A 16,647-nucleotide genomic window follows, 5' to 3' on the forward strand; every position below is an offset into this window, starting at 1 on the left:
CCTTTCGTCATTTTCGCTCGTTTCGTTGTCGATCTCTTTCCCTAACAGATCGCCAGCTTCTTCCCTGCCACCTCCCCCGCAAACATCTCCCGGTAGTGCCTCCACCACTCGCTCTGAAACCTTCCCTCCGGATCACACCGCTCCTTCGCTTCAAGGAACTCCCGGAATTGCGGATACGCCCGCTCCACCTGATCCCGCCGCGCCCAGCGGTGATACGTCAGGAAATAAGTCCCGCCAAACGACAGTGCCAAATCGATCAAGGCGCGGAATGCCGCCACCGCCGGCTCCCGGCGGTCGTGCTCGACGTGGAGATTGAAGATCACGCACGCATAATCCTCGCGCGCCCAAGCGAGGAAGGATTCATCATCGCGCCGGATCCAGCGGATGGTCCCGTAGATCACCGGCACCCCGCGCGGCCTCAGCTCCGCCGCCGCGGCTTTCATGAAAGATGTTAGAGCGTGGGGCGGGACATACAGCTCGGTGATCATCTCGGTGCCCGTGGCCGCGCCCAGGCAGCAATCGAGGTCCTGATGGTAGTCGCACAAATAGACGGCGAGCTGATGCGTGTCCGACCAATACAGCGAGCCATCGGTGCCGAGGTAGTGCTTCGTGTAGATCTGGAAGGCCCGTGCGCGATCAGTGTGGGCGAGGCGGATCAGCTCCTTCCATTCATCCGCGCCGAGCGTGCGGACCTCCTCCATCTCCCGATCCTCCTCGACCGGTTGGTAAGTGGAGAGCACCCCGCGATGAAGAAAGTCCGGCGAGCATTCATCGATCGAGAATTGGAAGTCGCCGTAAAGTGAGCCCGCCGCGATCCGCGCCGCCATCTCGGCGGGGGCGCGATCGAGTGTCGTCACCTCCACCCGGCGCGCCACCTTGATCCGCGGCGTCAGGCGCAACGCCACGGAGGTGACCACGCCGAAGCACCCATATCCCCCGATCACGAGCCGGAAGAGTTCCCCGTTCTCCTCCCGGCTGCACCGCCGCAACTCGCCCGCGGCATCCACCAGCGTGAAGGCTTCCACATCCCCGATGAACGGCTTCATCCGCAACCCGCGGCCGTGGATGTTAGACGACAGTGCACCGCCGAGGGTCAAATCATCGGCCCCGGTCTGCTTCTGGCGGATCGTCCACACCGGCGAGTGGCCCTCTTGAGCGGCGTGCAGCCTGGCGATCAACTCCGGCCACATCAGCCCCGCGCCTGCCTCGACCACGCCACGCTCCCGATCCACCTCCCCGAGCTCCTTCAGCCCGCTACAATCTAACAGCAGCGTACCCTCGCCGAATTGCTGGCCGCCCATCGCGTGGCGGGCACCGCAGATGGAAATCTCGCGACCGTGAAGCGCCGCATCGCGAATCAGCTCCGCGACCTCGGCCCCGGATCGCGGGCGGTGAACTTGCGCGACCCGCACCGGATTGAGCCGCGAGTGGACGTCGTTGCAGAGGAGGTCATCGGTCATGGTATCAGAAGGGGAATGGGTTCGCAGAGGCAAAGGCACTCGCCCCGGGCGAGCGAAAGTTCACCGGCACCGCGCGGATTCAGGATCTCCCTGCGCAGCGTTTCGTGATCGGCGAGCAGACGCGGGATGAGTCCGAGGGGCTTCAGAAAGCCATCGAGCTCCGCCCGCGTGCAGCCCCAGCGGAAGGGCTCCTTTCGCCAGCGCAGCCAGCGGCGGATCCACGAACTCTCACCGCGGAAGCCGAGCGAGCCGTCATCCGCCCGCTCCATGAAGGTGAAGATCACACAGCCCCGCGGTCCCGCGATCCGCCCGCAGGAGGCCAGCAACTCGGCGACCCGCGAGGGCTCCAGGTACATCGTCAGCCCCTCGACGATTACCACCGCGGGCCGCTCGGGATCAAAGGACGGGCATTTCGCCAACATCGCCTCCGGCAGCTCGGCGGCGAGGTCCGTCGGCAGCAGATGAAAGGCCACCGCCGCTCCCGGCGCGCCTCGCTTCGACCGCTGGGTGGCCGGGTGATCGAGCTCGAAGCACCGCAGTTCCCGGTCCTCTTGGCACAGGCGCCAGCCGAGCGAATCGTAGCCGGCCCCGAGCACCACGAGCTGCCGGGTGCCGTGCCCCGCCAGCGCCTGCCGGGCCTCGCGCTCGATCCAGCGCTTCCGGACCAGGTAGTGGGCGGAGATGCCGTTTAAAAGCACCCGCTCCGCCGCCATCAGGCACCAGCGGGTCCAGCGATACCGGGCCATGAAGGCGAACCAGCCCCGCCGCGCCCGCGAGCCTAGAAATCCGCCCACCGCCTCCTCCTCGCCCGAGGCCAGCAGCGGAGCATGCCCGCCGACGCTGGCCGACAGCAGAACGCAGCGGGCAATCAAGGTGGCGGTGTCACTGGGGGAATCCGGATTCAAGCGACCGATTCAACGCAGGGAAACCGCCGGGGTGTGCATCGAAAGGCCGCCGTAGAACATCGCATTTACCAATGCTCCCGGGCGTGCCGAAAGTTTGATGCAAATTTTCTCTTGCCCACGTGGGGAGCACATGTAGAAAGCGCGCACGCGTTTCGCGACGCGGGCGTAGCTCAGTGGTAGAGCGCCACCTTGCCAAGGTGGATGTCGTGAGTTCGAATCTCATCGCCCGCTCCATTTTCAATCAACGACTTAGGCCGCATCAAGCGGCCTTTTTCGTGCCCGGGCTAGTGCCTTTATAGTGCCACTATGTGCCACTATTTTTCTCGTCAATTCGCCCGTTTTCAACCTGTTCTCCACCCATGGGCCGCAAGCTCACGCTTAAACCACGCTTCGACAAGTCCCGCCAGGAGTGGGTGCTTTCCATCCCCGCAAGGCTGTCCCCGACCGGCGCGAGACGCCGCCTTTTCTGGGCACGCGGAGAGGAACAGGAGGCCATCGACTACGCCGACAAGCTCAAGACCGGCCTGGACCACTTCAAGGACCGGGCGAAGGACATCAGCCCCGACCTCATGCGTGCCGCCGTGAAGTGGAATGACGTCGTGATGGAATACGGCTTCCACGGCCTCGAGCACTTCTGCGCGACGAAGCTGGCCGAGCTGGATGCCGCCAGCAAGTCCCCCACCCTTTCCTCCCTGCTGGATGCGTTCGAAAAGGACCACCAGAAGAACTGGTCACCCCAATACCTGGGCAAGCGCTGGAAGCCTTTCCGCAAGCGCCTCCACGAGGTCGAGCCCAAGAAGATCTCCGTTCTCGACGAAAGCTTCTGGCGCGACTGGCTCGCCGAGTGGAAGAAGGCCGACAAGCCCGGCCCCACGACCTACAACCAACAGATGGGCATGCTCCGCTCGATCTTCGAGCTGACTGCGGCGCGAAAGGTCCATCCTATCAATCCATTCTCCGATCTCCCCGGCGCCAAGGACGCGAAGAAGGCGGTGCCCGTGTCGTCGCCAGCCGAGGTCCGCCGGCTCTTGGCAGCAGCGTGGGAGCACGACCGCGAGATGGTCCCCTACTTCGCCACCTGCTACTTCGCCGGCCTGCGCCCCGACTCCGAAGCCAAGCGCGTCCGCTTTGAGCATTTCGACTGGAAGGAAGGCCACCTCAAGGTCGGTGTCACCAAGACCGACGACAATCCCACCCGCCACGTTCACATCGAGGACGCTCTCCGCCAATGGATGCGCGCATGGATGAGGAAGAAAGGCAGCATCATTCCCGACAACTTCGCCAAGCGCCGGCGCCGCCTCATCTACGGCTTTCACACCACACCAGGCGCGACGATCGGCGACGAGGCGAAGTGGAAGCAGCTCGTGCCGTGGGGACACGACATCTCGCGCCACACCTACGGCTCGATGTGGGAAGCCGCCCACCGCGGGGAGGAAGGTTCCGTCGAGACGCTCGTCGCGAACATGGGCCACGTCGATTTCAAGACCTTCCGCCGCTACTACCTCAACTCCCGCCCGCGCTCCGAGGGCGCGGAGTTCTGGGCCATCCGCCCGCCCACGGCAGACGGCAACATCATCGCCATGGCTTGAGCATACCCACCCCCCTCATTTTTTCTTCGCACCGGCAGGGCGAAGAGTTAGACCGTGGGCACCATGGCCACGCCTCCCTTGCCGGTCGCACCGAAGAAATCCGGGTGCCTCAAGATCGGCCTCATCATCGTCGGCTGCCTGTTCGTGGGCTTTGTCGGCTTGGCCGTCATTGGCTGGATGCTCACCTCTCCAGAGGACAAGGCCCGCATCAGAGCCGAAAGGGAGGCCCGTGAGGTCGAAGAAGCGGCCGGACAGCAGCCGGACCCTCCCGTCGATCCAGAGGCCGCCAGACAGGCCGCGGAAGCGAGCAAGCCCGCGCCGGATCCAGATCGTGACGCCCGAATTGCTGCCGCTGCCACTCAGCAGCGGGAGAAGGAGTCCACCGCCAAAGCGAAGCGCGAGGCCGATGCCAAAGCCGCCACTGTCCCCTACCATCCAAAATCGGTAGAAGCGCAGGTCGAGGAAATCGCCCGCTCCCTCTACGGCGAGCGCTTCAAGTCATCCACCGCCTGGCAGGACCCGAAATCCAAGACGTGGTCCATCCAAGTCAATATCACCGACGAGAGCGGCTCGCCGGCGGGCATTCAGCGCGGCATCGTGAAGCTCGCCGCCTATTGCCACCCCGAAGGGCTGCAAGTGTCCGACTTCACCGTCGGCGTCTTCTCGTCTCTAACGGACGGGCTTGGGAACAAGTCAGAGGGCAGCCTCGTCGTGGTATCTGTAAATCGGGAAGCAGCAGCTCGGATCAACTGGAAGAATCACGACGAGATCGATTTTCACCGGGCATTCGATACCACCAAGGTCCTTCCCTCCTATCGCGAGAAATGGGAGAAGTCGGAGCTTTGGTGAGGTGTTAGAGCACATCCACCAGCACTGCCTCGATCTTCCCGCCCTCCAGCATCTGCACGTCAGGGAAGGCCTTGTTGATTGACCGCAACACCGCCACATTGCCGAAGCTGTCTCCTTCCTCGCCGGCCTCCGCCTTGCGATAGCCGAATTCCTTGAGCGAGGCCCCGTGCCCGTCGTGATAGACCACGAGTGTGCCCTTCCTGGGTGTCCCCTTGTCCGTTGGCCACGCCTTCACGATGATCAGCGCACCATCCCGGACTTTTGGCTCCATCGAGCGGCCGAAGACCCGCAACGCATAGTGATCGTCCGGCCACTGCTTTAGAGACGGGATCGGCTCTTCCACCAGATCCCCGTCGATCGGCGCACCCGCGGCCAGACCGCCCTTGAAATCCACCCATGCCCGCGGGCCGTCTGTTAGATCGATAGTCCGTCTTGCGGGCTCTTCCGCCACCTTGGATTCGAAAGGAACCACCGCCCCCGGCTTGACCAGTTCCGGCCGCGCCGTATCGGAAACCAGCTTCGCCAGGTCGAAGCCCACCTTCTTCAAATCCTCAAGACCGATCGCCGTGCAAAAGCGGATCAGCTCCTGTTTTGGCAAACCTGTTAGCTCAGCCGCCAGATCCAGCTTGTCCATGGTCGACTGTGGGAATTTCACCGTCGTAGGGGTAGGCGGTGGAGGGGATTTATCGTTAGGCATGCTTAACTAATACAGTCGGTAGCAAGATTTGCTACCTTTTTTGTTGCGCGGGTAGTAGATTCTACTACCGTTCCTCCATGTCCGACACGAAACCAGCCACAAGGAACCTCTCCAACCCGGTGCCGCTGAAGCTCACGCCGGCCCTTGAGACCAAGGTCGCCGAGGCGGTGGAGGCCACCGGGCTCAAGAAATCCGACGTCCTCCGGATGTCGGTGGAGCGGGGCCTCGACGTCCTGCTCGCCCAGCTCACCAGCGATCCCAAGGCGACCCACGCCGCCTGACCAAACGCCCGGCCGGTCCGTGATCTACCGCGGGGTAGGGTCACGGGTTCACACACACCGGCCGGGCACCTCCCCCTCTTTTTCCAAGTCTCCCAACGCCTAACCTTCCATGGCCAAGAACGCTCCCGTTTCCGTCACCCTCATCCCGTGGTTGAAAGACAACCTCGGCAAGGGCTGCCTTGCCGGCATCTGCTCCGGTGAGCTCGACGCTCTCAGCGCTGCCATCCACATCGTCGCCCTCACCGGCTACGAATACCCGCGGAAGCCGGTCCTTACCCGCGCCTTTGGCGACGTGGTGCTCACCTTGCAGGAAAAGCACTTCCCGCTCGCTTACCACGCCATCGCCCACGTCCTCGACTGGGGCGACCGCGATCGCCTCTGGCTGATCGCCAATCTCCCGGACATCGAGCCCGGCCTCTGCCAATACGAACCGGGAGGGCGCGGCCAATGACCATGCGCCCGGACCTCACCGCTGCCATCGCCGACATGGAAGCCAAGGCCGATGAAGAAAGCACGGCCGGCATGACCCCCGCCGCCCTCGGCTGGCGTCACGCCGCCCAGATCGTCCGCCTCTTTTCGGATCCCGCCCGCGCCTTGCGGCAGTTCCGTCAGCACGCCGGCTTCTTCACCACCTCCGCGCCGGAAAAGGCCCAGGTCTACCGCGCAGCCGCGGCCGTCCTCACCCATCACACCGGCGAGCACCTCGCCGCCATCGTCGTCCGCGAATCCTACGACCAGTCGAACCTCGAACTCGTCCTTTCCTGACAGCTCTACCCGGTCGGCCCGCGCCCGCCCTTTTGGGAGGGAGAGCGGAGCGCCTAGGCCGGCCGGGTAATTCTCCACGCCTCCCACTTGTGCAACGCCACGCATGCGAAAGTTCTCATCACTGCCAGCACCGGACCGTTGGAGCGTCCTCGATGAAGAGCTCCCCCAGATCATCGCCGCACACGTCAAGGCCGCCGAAGTCGACCCGACCGAGGAGATCGCCGTTGCCGAAATCGCCCAACGTCACCGCACCACCGAGGCCTTCATGGTCAAGCGGCTCCGCGACCTCGGCGGCCAGCCCTACTGCCTCGGTGCCTTCTACTTCATCCGCCGCCGCTCGCTCGTCCTCGCCCTCGAGGCCGCCGAGACCACCGCCACCCGTCCCGCCACGCGCAAGCGCAGCAAGCTAAAGACGAAACCCAAGTCAGCCCCCACACCGTGAAACCCAACCAAGCCCGCAACGATGCCGAGGAATGCCGCATGATGGCCGGCCTGCTCTTCGCCATCGCCATCGTCTCCCTCATCGCCGGCGGGTGCGTGTGGTATTCGCTCGGCCCCGGCCTCGGACTGCTCGCCTGCGTAACCGTAGCCGTGGTGAGCGTCGTGGGATTCTTCCACGAGACCGGCCAAGCCCGGCGGCTCGATCGCATCGCCCGCCAGAGACTGCCCCTTTACTTCGAAAATCACGGCCATGAGTGACCCGCTTCCTCGCACCGCGCCCGAGTCCACCGCCTCCGGCCAGGTTCCCGTCGAGCTCTACGCCGGCCCGCTCTGCGGCACCGCGCTGCTCGCCCATCCTTCCGCCGAAAGCATCCGTGGCACCTGCCCCATGACCGGCGCTCCCCTCAACTACATCCCTTCCGAACTCCGCTCCCTCAAGGGGTGCCGCATCTACGAGTTGGAGAATGAGATTCCGTTCTGATCCATGCCCGACCCTCTCGTCATCACCCTGCCCATCCCGGATCGCCGCATCTCGCCGAATGCCTCCACGGGCCGCGGCAGGGGGGCCATCATGAGAAAGTCCCGCATCACCCGCCGGCACAAGACCAACGCCCGGCTGCGCACCCTCGAACTACTAGGCGAGCAGTATCACAAGCCCGGCGTCTCCGTCCCTGCCTTCGCCGGCTACTCCCTCGCCCACTACTTCAAGACCGCCGCCTTCCGTGACGACGACAACGCGGACGGCGCCTGCAAGGCCTACCGCGACGGCATCGCCGACGCCCTCGGCATTGATGACCTGCACTTCCCCAAGCTCGCCCTCTCCACCTTCGCCAAGGACGCCGCCAACCCGCGCGTCGAGATCACCCTTCACCTTGCACCCTGAACGATTCACCCCCGGAAACACCGGCCCGGAGCGCGGGCACACCTTTGCAGGACATCACCGCACGCGCTCCGGGTCGCTTCCATCTAACAGAACCCGATCCCGCCATGCCCCGGACCCTTCTCAAACCTCGCGTCTCCCAACGCGCTGCCGGCCTCACCACCCAGGCCGCCACCCGCCTCGCCAAAGAGCGCGGCCAGTTCTGCACTTTCGAGGACGTCCACCGTGCCTGCCACCGCTGGCTCATGAAGCGCGATCCCATCTACCGCCAGCAGCGCGAGAACTTCGAGGCAGGGGATCGATCCAGCGCCAAACCCTTCCTCGGTTTCTAACACCTCTCCACGGACGCCGGCCCCGGCACACGCGTGCGGCAGACCAATTCCGGTTGGGGCCGGCTGAAATTTCCAAGCACCTATGAAAGACCTCTTCCTCGACATCGAAGCCCTCGGCCGGAAGCCCGGCTCCGCCATCATCCAACTCGGTGCCATCGTCTTCGACCCCGACACCGGCGCCACGGCGGAGGAATTCCACCGCTACATCAATCCGAATCCCGACCTGTTCACCTCCGACCTCGGCACCCTCGCTTGGCATGCCGAGCAAGGCACGTGGCCGCATCCTCCCGGCCTCGAGATCACCGATGAAGCCGCCGCCTTCTGCGAGTTTGTCGAATGGTTCGGCACCCTCGCCCACGCCGGCCACGTCATCGAAGACGCATGGAGTTGGGGCATCACCTACGACTTCGGCCTCCTTGCCCCCTACTTCGAGCACTACACCGGCGGCGCGCCGTGGCGATATCGGCAGGTCACCGACGCCCGCTCATTCTGGAAGCGCGCCTTTCCCGGCATCAAGCACAAGGACCGGCCCCACCACGCGCTCGAGGACTGCCGCGATGGGATCAAGGACCTCGTCAGCGCCCTTCGCGAACTGACCGCCGGCCGTGACCTTGCCCGCGACTTGGAGCGCTGGGAACACGAGTGCGGCGAATCCACCGATATCGTCCCCCCCGAAAACGGCCGCAAGCTCTGGCCGATCATCGCCCGGGCCAAGGACATCGCGTTCTCACCGGCTGGCGAGGAGGTGGCACCGTGACCGGCGTCGAACTGATCGCGGCCGAGCGTGCCCGGCAAGTGGCGGAGGAAGGATACACCCCGGAGAGCGATGATCGCTACGACATCGGCCAGCTTGTCGATGCCTCCATTTGCTACGCCACCGCGGGCACCTGCCTTGTGAATGGCCCGGTGATGATGGGCACCGACTACGACTGCACCCCGGAGAACCTGCTCCCGAATTTTCAGGAGTATCAATTCGGCGTCGGGGTGTCGTGGCCATGGGTATGGGCATCATTCAAGATCTCCCCGGATCCCATCCGCTGCTTGGTGAAGGCCGGTGCCCTGCTCGCGGCCGAGATCGATCGCCTGCAACGCCGGGCGGGAAAGGAGGGCGCTTGAACTACACCGAACGATGCAAAGCCGCCATCGCGCAGTTGCTCAAGGACGGAGTCCGGATGTCCTCACAGATGGCCGCCACTTGCGCCCACGATGACCACTGCCCCACGGGTGGCAATGTCGCCGCCCCGTGCGTCTGCACGCCGCGGATCACCATCTTCACCCCAGCGGGACCTTACCTGGTCGATGCGCAGGGCCACGCCTCCAACATCGCTGCCGCCAACTAATGAACGCCGTCGCCGATCCTGCCTACGAGGCCTACATGGACTTCCTCCGCGCGAAGGTGAAGCTCTCCGAGTCGTGGGGCTTTGACTGCGACGACAGCGAGATCCACCCGATGCTCAAGCCGCACCAGCGCGCGGCCGTGCGGTGGAATGTCGAGGGCGGCCGGCGTGCCGACTTCCTCGCCTTCGGTCTGGGGAAGACCTTCGTGCAGCTCGAAACGGTGCGGATCGTGCGGAGCAAGGCGGGAGGCCTCGCGCTGATCGTGCTGCCGCTGGGCGTGCGGCTCGAGTTCGCCCGGGACGCGGCGAAGCTCGGGATCAAGGTGAAGTTCATCCGGCGGGCCGATGAGATCGAGGATGATGAAACGATCTACCTCACCAACTACCAGACGATTCGCGACGGGAAGCTCGACCCCGCGCTATTCACCGTGGCGAGCCTCGACGAGGCGAGCTGTCTGCGCGGCTTCGGTGGCACCAAGACCTTCCGCGAGTTCATGGCGCTCTTCACCGGCGATGCCGGCCCGGGCAGGGAGAGGAATGGTACCAGCCGCGTCCCGTATCGGTTCGTTGCCACTGCCACACCCTCGCCGAACGACTACATCGAGCTGCTCGCCTACGCGGCCTTCCTCGGTATCATGGACGTGAGCCAGGCGAAGACGCGGTTCTTCAAGCGGGACTCGACCAAGGCGGACAAGCTCACCCTCCACAAGCACAAGGAAAAGGAGTTCTGGCTGTGGGTCGCCTCGTGGGCGCTGTTCATCCAGAAGCCCTCCGACCTCGGCTTCTCGGATGAGGGCTACGACCTGCCGGAGCTGGACATCCGCTGGCACGAGGTGCCGACCGATCACAGCACGGCCGCGCCGGAGATGAGTGGCCAAGGCCGGCTCTTCCGGGATTCCAATCTTGGTGTGCAGGAGGCTGCGGCCGAGAAGCGCGATTCACTGCCGGCGCGCTTGGCCAAGCTGTTAGAAATCCGCGCGGAAGATCCCGCCGCGCACCGGATCCTGTGGCACGACCTGGAGCGCGAGCGGGAAGCGCTGGAGCGATCGATCCCGGGCCTCGTGTCCGTTTACGGCTCGCAGGCCGAGGCAGACCAGGAGGGTGCCATCATCGGCTTCTCCGATGGCTTGGTCCCCGAACTGGCCGGCAAGCCGTGCATGCTCGGCAGCGGCTGCAATTTCCAGCGCCACTGCGCATGGGCCATCTACCTCGGGATCGGATTCAAGTTCAACGATCTCATCCAGTCCATCCACCGGCTGCGGCGGTTCCTGCAGACGCGCAGGGTCCGCATCGACCTGATCTACACCGAGGCCGAGCGCGGCATTCGCAAGGAGACGGAACGGAAGTGGAAGCAACACAACACCATGGTTCAACAAATGGCTGACATCATCAAAGAGCACGGCCTTTCGCTCGCCAGCATGGCCCAGACGCTTTCGCGGAAGATGGGCGTGGAACGGGTCGTGGTCTCCGGGCCGGGCTACGATCTCTACAACAACGACAACGTCCTCGAGCTACGCGGGATGAGGTCGAACAGCATCGGCTTCGGGCTGACCAGCATCCCCTTCTCGACCCAATACGAGTATTCCCCCAACTACGCCGACTACGGGCACAGCGAGGGCAACGAGGAGTTCTTCCGGCAAATGGACTTCTCCACGCCGGAGGTGCTCCGCGTGCTGATGCCAGGGCGCATCGCCGCGGTGCACGTGAAGGACCGGATCGTGCCCGGCGGGATGACCGGCCTCGGCTTCCAGACGGTCTATCCCTTCCACGTCGAGACCATCCATCACTTCGTGAAGCACGGCTTCGCCTATATGGGCATGATCACCATCGTGACCGATGTGGTCCGGGAGAATGCCCAGACCTACCGGCTCGGCCACACGGAGGTGTGCAAGGACTCGACCAAGATGGGGGTGGGCATGCCGGAATACCTGCTGCTGTTCCGCAAGCCGCCGAGCAGCACGGAGAAGAGCTACGCCGACCTGCCCGTCCGGCACCTGTCCGGCCGCGAGCAGCTTTGCAAAGGCTGCCGGAAGATCTTCCCGGCGCCGAAGCGGAAACAGAAGCCGCACGAGCGGTGCCCGGAGTGCAATGGGGAAATGACCCGCACCAAGCACGACAACGAGCACGGCCCGAAGTGCTACACCCGCACCCGCTGGCAGATCGACGCCCACGCCTTCCACCGGTCGAATGGCGATCGCCACCTGACCCCGGAGGAATTGAAGGGCCTGACCCACAAGGAAATCTTCCGCCTCTTCCGCGGTCACGACCTCTCCAGCATCTACGAGTTGGAACACCACGTGAAGGTGGGCGAGGCGCTCGAACTCGCGGGCAAGCTGCCCACCGATTTCATGCTGCTGCAACCGCAGAGCCAGAGCGACGAGGTCTGGACCGACATCACGCGGATGCTGACGCTGAACAATGCCCAGTCCGCCGCCGGCCGCGAGAATCACCTCTGCCCGATGCAGTTCGACATCGCCGATCGGGCGATCGAGCGATGGAGCAATCCGGGGGACACGGTGCTCGATTGGTTCGGCGGGCTGATGACGGTGCCTTTCCGCGCGATCAAGAAGGGGCGCAAGGGGGTGGGCATCGAACTTTCCGCGCCCTACTTCCTCGACGGTGCCAGCTACTGCGCCGCCGCCGCGGCCGAGCTGAACACCCCGAGCCTCTTTGACCTGATGGGCGGGGAAGAGGCGGAAGATGATGGAGAGGGGGTGGCAGCGTGAAGTTTTCCCTCGCCATCTACAACGCGAAGACCGGCCTCTTTCAATGCCAAGGCTGCGGAGTCACCGTCAAGCCGCCGGACATGCCCTGCGAGATGAAGGCCTTTGCCCGGGCCTGCAACGCATTCTCCCACCAGCACCGCTACTGCGTCCATCCCGATGCCCTTCCCGCTGTCGCCCTCTCGCTTCGCCAGCCATGGGCCTGGCTCATGATCCGTCCGGACATAACTGACCCGGCAGAGCGCGCGGCCGCCCTCGCCGCCGGCCTCATCAAGGATATCGAGAACCGCAAGAAGCGCTGGCACTTCCGCGGCCGCTGCCTGGTCCACGCATCGAAGGGCATGACCCTCCGCGAATACTTCCAGGTGCAGCGCTTCGCCGAAGGCCTTGGCATCACCATCCCGAAAAAGCCGGACCTCCAATTCGGCGGCATCATCGGCGAGTTCACGGTCATCGACCGCGTCACAGAGCATCCGTCGCCATGGTTTTTCGGTCCCTACGGCTACGTCGTCAAAGATGCCAAGCCGCTCCCCTTCCAGCCCTGCGACGGGGCACTGGGATGGTTCACCCCCAAGCTCGCCGTGGCATGATCATCGCATCGGAACCACTCACGTCCGATCTTCTCCACATCCTCCAGCACTCGCTGGGTGTCGACCGCTATGGGCAAGGCGAGCAGTATCGCAACAGCTTTTGCACGGGCCCCGGGTCAAAGGACTTCGAGAAGTGCCGGGCGCTGTGCGATGCGAGCCTCATGATCGACAGCGGCCCGCAGCCTATCGCCGGCGGGATGCACTACTTCCGCGTCACTCCTGCCGGCATTGATGCCGTGGCGCTCCAAAGCCCGGCCCCTCCGAAGCTCACCCGCTCGAAGCAACGCTACCGCGATTACCTCCGCGCGGATTCCTCACTCACTTTTGCCGAATGGCTCGGCATCAAAGGGACCTACTGACCATGCCGCTACCTACTACGTTTCCCGTGGAACAAGATAAGTCCGGCTCGCCATTCAAGTCGGAGTTGGACCTTCCGCGACTCTCGGTGAATCAGGCCGTCGCCGTGATGGACATCAAGGAATGGGGCAAGGGCAGCTACAGCCGCTTCGCAAACGGCCATTGGTTGCCCGCCAATGGCGACACGCTCGGATCCCTGGTCCGAAGCAACATCCGCCAGACCGACCGCACCATCTTAAGCCTGATCCGCAACGGTTACGTCCAAGTCGCCCAGACCCTCAACGGCAAGCCCGTCCGCGTAACCCTCACCTTCCCATGAAAGACCCTGCCACCAAACCCCGCTTCGATCGCGACTTCGCCCTCGTCGCCGCCGGCGAACTGGCCGCGGTCCTTGAGCCGCTGTGCTCCCGCATGGCCATCGCCGGTTCCATCCGCCGCGGCAAGCTGCTTGTGGGCGATGTCGAGATTCTCTACATCCCCCGCTTCGAAGAGCGCCCGGTCGACCTGCTAGATATGGGCCTCGTCAATCTCGCCGACGAAGCCATCGCCGGCATGCTCGCCAGCGGCATCCTGACCAAGCGCCCGGACAAGAACGGCAACACCGCATGGGGCGACAAGAACAAGCTCGCCCTTCATAGCTCCGGCGTCCCCATCGACCTCTTCTCCGCCACCGATGCCAACTGGTGGAACTACCTCGTCTGCCGCACCGGCCCAGCCGACAGCAACACCCGCATCGCCACCGCCGCGCAGGCCCGCGGCTGGAAGTGGAACCCCTATGGCTCCGGCTTCACCCGCATCGCCACCGGCGAAACGCACGCCTGCCACAGCGAAGAAGCCGTCTTCGCGTTCGTCGGTCTCCCGTATCTCCCTCCTGAAAAACGCCAATGAAGTATCGAATCGCAGACCTGTTTTGTGGCGCTGGTGGTACCAGTTCCGGAGCCGTCGAAGCTGCCGCGGCGCTGGGCCGTCATCCTGAGGTGACCGCAGTGAACCACTGGCAAGTGGCTATCGACACGCACACCGCGAATCATCCGACCGCGCGGCACCTGTGCACCGGGATCGACTCAGTGAACCCGCTCGATCATTTCGAGCGCGGCGGGCTGGATCTGCTGTGGGCATCGCCGGAGTGCACCCATCACAGCATCGCCCGCGGCGGGAAGCCGATCAATGACCAGAGCCGCTCGACTGCCTGGCACGTGCTGAATTGGGTGGAGAAGCTGCTGCCGCCGATCGTGCTTGTGGAGAACGTGCCCGAGTTCGCGACGTGGGGACCGGTGGGCCACAACGGCCGGCCATTGAAGAGCCGCAAGGGGGAGATCTTCCAGCAGTGGATCGCCACGCTCCGGAGCTTTGGATATAAGGTCGACTACCGTCTCTTGTGCGCGGCCGACTACGGCGACCCGACCACGCGCACCAGGCTCTTCGTGCAAGCAGTCCGCGGCCGGCGGCGGATCGTGTGGCCGGATGCCACCCACTCGCGCGATGGCGACCTGCTCGCCACGCGACGCTGGGCACCGGCCCGGGACATCATCGACTGGTCCTTGCCGGCGGGATCGATCTTCGAGCGGAAGAAACCACTGTCGCCAAAGACGCTGGCACGGATCGAGGCGGGGTTGCGCAAGTTCGGCCTGAAAGGGTTCATCGTGCCGCAATTCGGCGAGCGGCCGGGGCAGGAGCCGCGGACGCACGATCTCGAACAGCCAGCACCCGCGGTGACGAGCCACGGTGCCGGTGCGCTGGTTCAGCCGTTCATCGTTCCCCAGTGCTCTAACCCGACGCCGAAGAGTGTGGATGAGCCGCTAGGCACGTTACTCGCCGAAGGCAGCGGGCCGAAGCTGGTCATGCCTTACCTGGTGACCGTCGCCAACGGCGGCGAGGACCAATACCGATCGGCATCCGTGGACAACCCGCTTTCGACCGTCACCGCGGGCGGTGTAAGGCATGGCCTAGTCGAGCCTTACATCGTCGCGTGGGATCAAACCAGCGGCGGCCCGAGCGCTGGAATCACTCCGATTGATGATCCGCTCTCGACGGTGGTGACCAAGGCCCGGCACGGGGTCGCAGAGCCGTTTCTGGTGAAGCTGCGCGGCACCAATGATGCCGCCGATATCGACAAGCCAGCTCCCACGGTCACCGCGGGAGGAACCCACCTCGGCCTTGCGCAGCCGTTCCTCGTGAACATGAAGGGCGAGAGTGACGCGGCAGACCTTGACCGGCCCGCACCCACCATCACCGCACACGCCCCCCACCTCTACATGGCGGAGCCGTTCCTCGTGAAGACTGCCAACGGATCCGGTGCCGAAGATTCTCGGGTGAAGTCGCTCGAAGATCCGATGCCGACCGTCTGCGGCAATCGTGGCGACGTAGCATTGATCGAGCCTCACTTGCTCCCACAGCAAAGCGACGGACGCTTGCGGCCGGTCAGTGAGCCCGCGCCCACGGTGGCGACGGCGGGAGCGATCGCCTTGGTGCAACCGTTCCTCGTCAGCTTCTACGGCAATGGACAGGCGCACGATATCGCGGAGCCAGCCCCCACCGTGACCTGCAAGGACCGCTTCGGCTTGGTCCGGCCGGTGATCGAGATCGATGGCACCCGCTACCTGCTCGACATCCGCTTCCGCATGCTCCAACCGCACGAACTCGCCTTGGCCCAAGGCTTCCCCGCAGGCTACATCTTCACCGGGAACAAGACTGACCAGGTGAAGCAGATCGGGAACGCCGTGCCGCGGCGCTTGGCCCGCGCGCTGGTGGGTGCAGCGCTTTCCCAGTGCGAGGACGTTACGCAACTGGTCGCAGCAGAGGAACGAAAGGGGGCGGCTTGACCTACGTCCCCTCCAGAACCCCGTTCCGCCATCCCCTCGCCGTCGATGCGCTGGCGAACTTCACCCATCCGCGCTGCCGCGTGCTGGGCAATGTCGTACGTCATCCCTCCGGCACCGTGATGGCCGCCAATGGCTGCGTAGCCCTCCGCCTCGCACGCGGCCCGCTCACCCACGACGACACTCTCCCGCCGGCGTGTGAGGCCTTCCTCGGCCGCGTGGACGCTCTGCCGTGGGTAAGGTTCGAGCCACACCCTCACCGGCTCGTCCCGCACACCTGGGCGAAGTTCGATGACGTCCGCGCCAATCTCTATGCCTACGGGCTGGAAGAGCTATGGCACGCCGGCCGCCTGACCCACGCTAAACCGGTGTGGACCGGCGAGGCGATCCGGATCCCGCTCGCACTCCTGCAGCTCATCGCCCGGCTGCCCGCCGTGGAAGCTCGGCTCGATGGGGCCACCGACTACCTGCTCATCCGCTTCTCCGGCGGCGAAGGCCTCGTCGCCAACCGATGGAAGCACAGCCGGGCGGCCGACATCCCCGCGGATATCTTCACGCTCTTCAAACGGCCATCCCCCGGCATGGCCAGCGGGCTCATCAAACCGAAAGGATAGAGACCCCA

23 protein-coding genes and 1 tRNA gene are annotated in these 16,647 nt (G+C 64.6%); 21 read left to right on the forward strand and 3 right to left on the reverse strand.

The genetic code is table 11. From position 1 onward, the window contains the following. Positions 1 to 41 precede the first annotated feature (41 nt). Both OKA05_RS08945 and OKA05_RS08950 read right to left on the reverse strand, forming a co-directional pair. Positions 42 to 1,460 carry an FAD-binding oxidoreductase gene (locus OKA05_RS08945; RefSeq protein WP_264486788.1) on the reverse strand — a complete coding sequence of 473 codons (1,419 nt, stop codon included), beginning with the start codon at positions 1,458 to 1,460 and terminating at the stop codon, positions 42 to 44. After that, on the reverse strand, positions 1,457 to 2,365 hold the full coding sequence (locus tag OKA05_RS08950) for a class I SAM-dependent methyltransferase (protein ID WP_264486789.1): 909 nt from the start codon (positions 2,363 to 2,365) through the stop codon (positions 1,457 to 1,459). The genes OKA05_RS08945 and OKA05_RS08950 overlap by 4 nt, the downstream gene beginning before the upstream one ends. A 159-nt stretch (positions 2,366 to 2,524) precedes the next feature. Here OKA05_RS08950 and OKA05_RS08955 point away from each other — a divergent pair. From OKA05_RS08955 to OKA05_RS08965, 3 genes are all read left to right on the forward strand, one after another. After that, positions 2,525 to 2,599: transfer RNA gene (locus OKA05_RS08955), tRNA-Gly, on the forward strand. Positions 2,600 to 2,724: 125 nt separating this feature from the next. Then, positions 2,725 to 3,954, forward strand: coding sequence for a tyrosine-type recombinase/integrase (locus tag OKA05_RS08960; RefSeq protein ID WP_264486790.1), 1,230 nt, complete (start codon positions 2,725 to 2,727; stop codon positions 3,952 to 3,954). Between the two features lie 63 nt (positions 3,955 to 4,017). Then, complete coding sequence (locus tag OKA05_RS08965) at positions 4,018 to 4,803, forward strand: hypothetical protein (RefSeq protein WP_264486791.1); 786 nt, start codon at positions 4,018 to 4,020, stop codon at positions 4,801 to 4,803. 4 nt (positions 4,804 to 4,807) lie between these two features. Here the strand turns inward: OKA05_RS08965 and OKA05_RS08970 are convergent, their stop codons facing one another. Beyond that, positions 4,808 to 5,458: a S24 family peptidase gene (locus OKA05_RS08970; protein WP_264486792.1), complete on the reverse strand. Its 651-nt coding sequence runs from the start codon at positions 5,456 to 5,458 to the stop codon at positions 4,808 to 4,810. Positions 5,459 to 5,577: 119 nt separating this feature from the next. On the opposite strand from OKA05_RS08970, the gene OKA05_RS08975 reads away from it, so the two are divergent. The 18 genes from OKA05_RS08975 (at position 5,578) to OKA05_RS09060 (ending at position 16,639) form a co-directional block, all read left to right on the forward strand. Next, on the forward strand, positions 5,578 to 5,781 hold the full coding sequence (locus tag OKA05_RS08975; RefSeq protein ID WP_264486793.1) for a hypothetical protein: 204 nt from the start codon (positions 5,578 to 5,580) through the stop codon (positions 5,779 to 5,781). A 109-nt stretch (positions 5,782 to 5,890) separates the two neighbouring features. Next, a complete protein-coding gene (locus tag OKA05_RS08980; protein ID WP_264486794.1) occupies positions 5,891 to 6,232 on the forward strand; it encodes a hypothetical protein in 342 nt (113 codons plus the stop codon). 2 nt (positions 6,233 to 6,234) lie between these two features. Continuing rightward, positions 6,235 to 6,546, forward strand: coding sequence for a hypothetical protein (locus OKA05_RS08985; RefSeq protein WP_264486795.1), 312 nt, complete (start codon positions 6,235 to 6,237; stop codon positions 6,544 to 6,546). 103 nt (positions 6,547 to 6,649) lie between these two features. After that, entirely contained in the window at positions 6,650 to 6,988 is a 339-nt protein-coding gene (locus tag OKA05_RS08990; RefSeq protein ID WP_264486796.1) for a hypothetical protein, read from the forward strand. Continuing rightward, entirely contained in the window at positions 6,985 to 7,245 is a 261-nt protein-coding gene (locus tag OKA05_RS08995) for a hypothetical protein (RefSeq protein WP_264486797.1), read from the forward strand. Before OKA05_RS08990 ends, OKA05_RS08995 begins: the two co-directional genes overlap by 4 nt. Next, on the forward strand, positions 7,238 to 7,468 hold the full coding sequence (locus OKA05_RS09000; protein WP_264486798.1) for a hypothetical protein: 231 nt from the start codon (positions 7,238 to 7,240) through the stop codon (positions 7,466 to 7,468). Before OKA05_RS08995 ends, OKA05_RS09000 begins: the two co-directional genes overlap by 8 nt. A gap of 3 nt (positions 7,469 to 7,471) precedes the next feature. Next, positions 7,472 to 7,870 carry a hypothetical protein gene (locus OKA05_RS09005; RefSeq protein WP_264486799.1) on the forward strand — a complete coding sequence of 133 codons (399 nt, stop codon included), beginning with the start codon at positions 7,472 to 7,474 and terminating at the stop codon, positions 7,868 to 7,870. 104 nt (positions 7,871 to 7,974) lie between these two features. After that, a complete protein-coding gene (locus OKA05_RS09010) occupies positions 7,975 to 8,199 on the forward strand; it encodes a hypothetical protein (RefSeq protein WP_264486800.1) in 225 nt (74 codons plus the stop codon). Between the two features lie 82 nt (positions 8,200 to 8,281). Next, positions 8,282 to 8,956, forward strand: coding sequence for a 3'-5' exonuclease (locus tag OKA05_RS09015; RefSeq protein ID WP_264486801.1), 675 nt, complete (start codon positions 8,282 to 8,284; stop codon positions 8,954 to 8,956). Continuing rightward, positions 8,953 to 9,315 (forward strand): hypothetical protein, encoded by a 363-nt coding sequence (locus OKA05_RS09020; RefSeq protein WP_264486802.1) that lies wholly within the window; start codon positions 8,953 to 8,955, stop codon positions 9,313 to 9,315. Before OKA05_RS09015 ends, OKA05_RS09020 begins: the two co-directional genes overlap by 4 nt. Then, on the forward strand, positions 9,312 to 9,539 hold the full coding sequence (locus OKA05_RS09025) for a hypothetical protein (RefSeq protein WP_264486803.1): 228 nt from the start codon (positions 9,312 to 9,314) through the stop codon (positions 9,537 to 9,539). Before OKA05_RS09020 ends, OKA05_RS09025 begins: the two co-directional genes overlap by 4 nt. Then, entirely contained in the window at positions 9,539 to 12,262 is a 2,724-nt protein-coding gene (locus tag OKA05_RS09030; RefSeq protein ID WP_264486804.1) for a DNA methyltransferase, read from the forward strand. Before OKA05_RS09025 ends, OKA05_RS09030 begins: the two co-directional genes overlap by 1 nt. Further along, a complete protein-coding gene (locus OKA05_RS09035) occupies positions 12,259 to 12,849 on the forward strand; it encodes an ASCH domain-containing protein (protein ID WP_264486805.1) in 591 nt (196 codons plus the stop codon). Before OKA05_RS09030 ends, OKA05_RS09035 begins: the two co-directional genes overlap by 4 nt. Beyond that, on the forward strand, positions 12,846 to 13,208 hold the full coding sequence (locus OKA05_RS09040; RefSeq protein ID WP_264486806.1) for a hypothetical protein: 363 nt from the start codon (positions 12,846 to 12,848) through the stop codon (positions 13,206 to 13,208). Before OKA05_RS09035 ends, OKA05_RS09040 begins: the two co-directional genes overlap by 4 nt. Positions 13,209 to 13,234: 26 nt before the next feature. Then, positions 13,235 to 13,525: a hypothetical protein gene (locus OKA05_RS09045; protein WP_264486807.1), complete on the forward strand. Its 291-nt coding sequence runs from the start codon at positions 13,235 to 13,237 to the stop codon at positions 13,523 to 13,525. Continuing rightward, positions 13,522 to 14,094, forward strand: a complete 573-nt coding sequence (locus OKA05_RS09050) for a nucleotidyltransferase family protein (RefSeq protein WP_264486808.1) — start codon at positions 13,522 to 13,524, stop codon at positions 14,092 to 14,094. The genes OKA05_RS09045 and OKA05_RS09050 overlap by 4 nt, the downstream gene beginning before the upstream one ends. Next, entirely contained in the window at positions 14,091 to 16,028 is a 1,938-nt protein-coding gene (locus OKA05_RS09055) for a DNA cytosine methyltransferase (RefSeq protein WP_264486809.1), read from the forward strand. The genes OKA05_RS09050 and OKA05_RS09055 overlap by 4 nt, the downstream gene beginning before the upstream one ends. Beyond that, positions 16,025 to 16,639, forward strand: a complete 615-nt coding sequence (locus OKA05_RS09060; protein WP_264486810.1) for a hypothetical protein — start codon at positions 16,025 to 16,027, stop codon at positions 16,637 to 16,639. Before OKA05_RS09055 ends, OKA05_RS09060 begins: the two co-directional genes overlap by 4 nt. The last annotated feature ends 8 nt before the right edge of the window (positions 16,640 to 16,647 follow it).

The organism is Luteolibacter arcticus (genome assembly GCF_025950235.1).
GTDB lineage: Bacteria > Verrucomicrobiota > Verrucomicrobiia > Verrucomicrobiales > Akkermansiaceae > Haloferula > Haloferula arctica.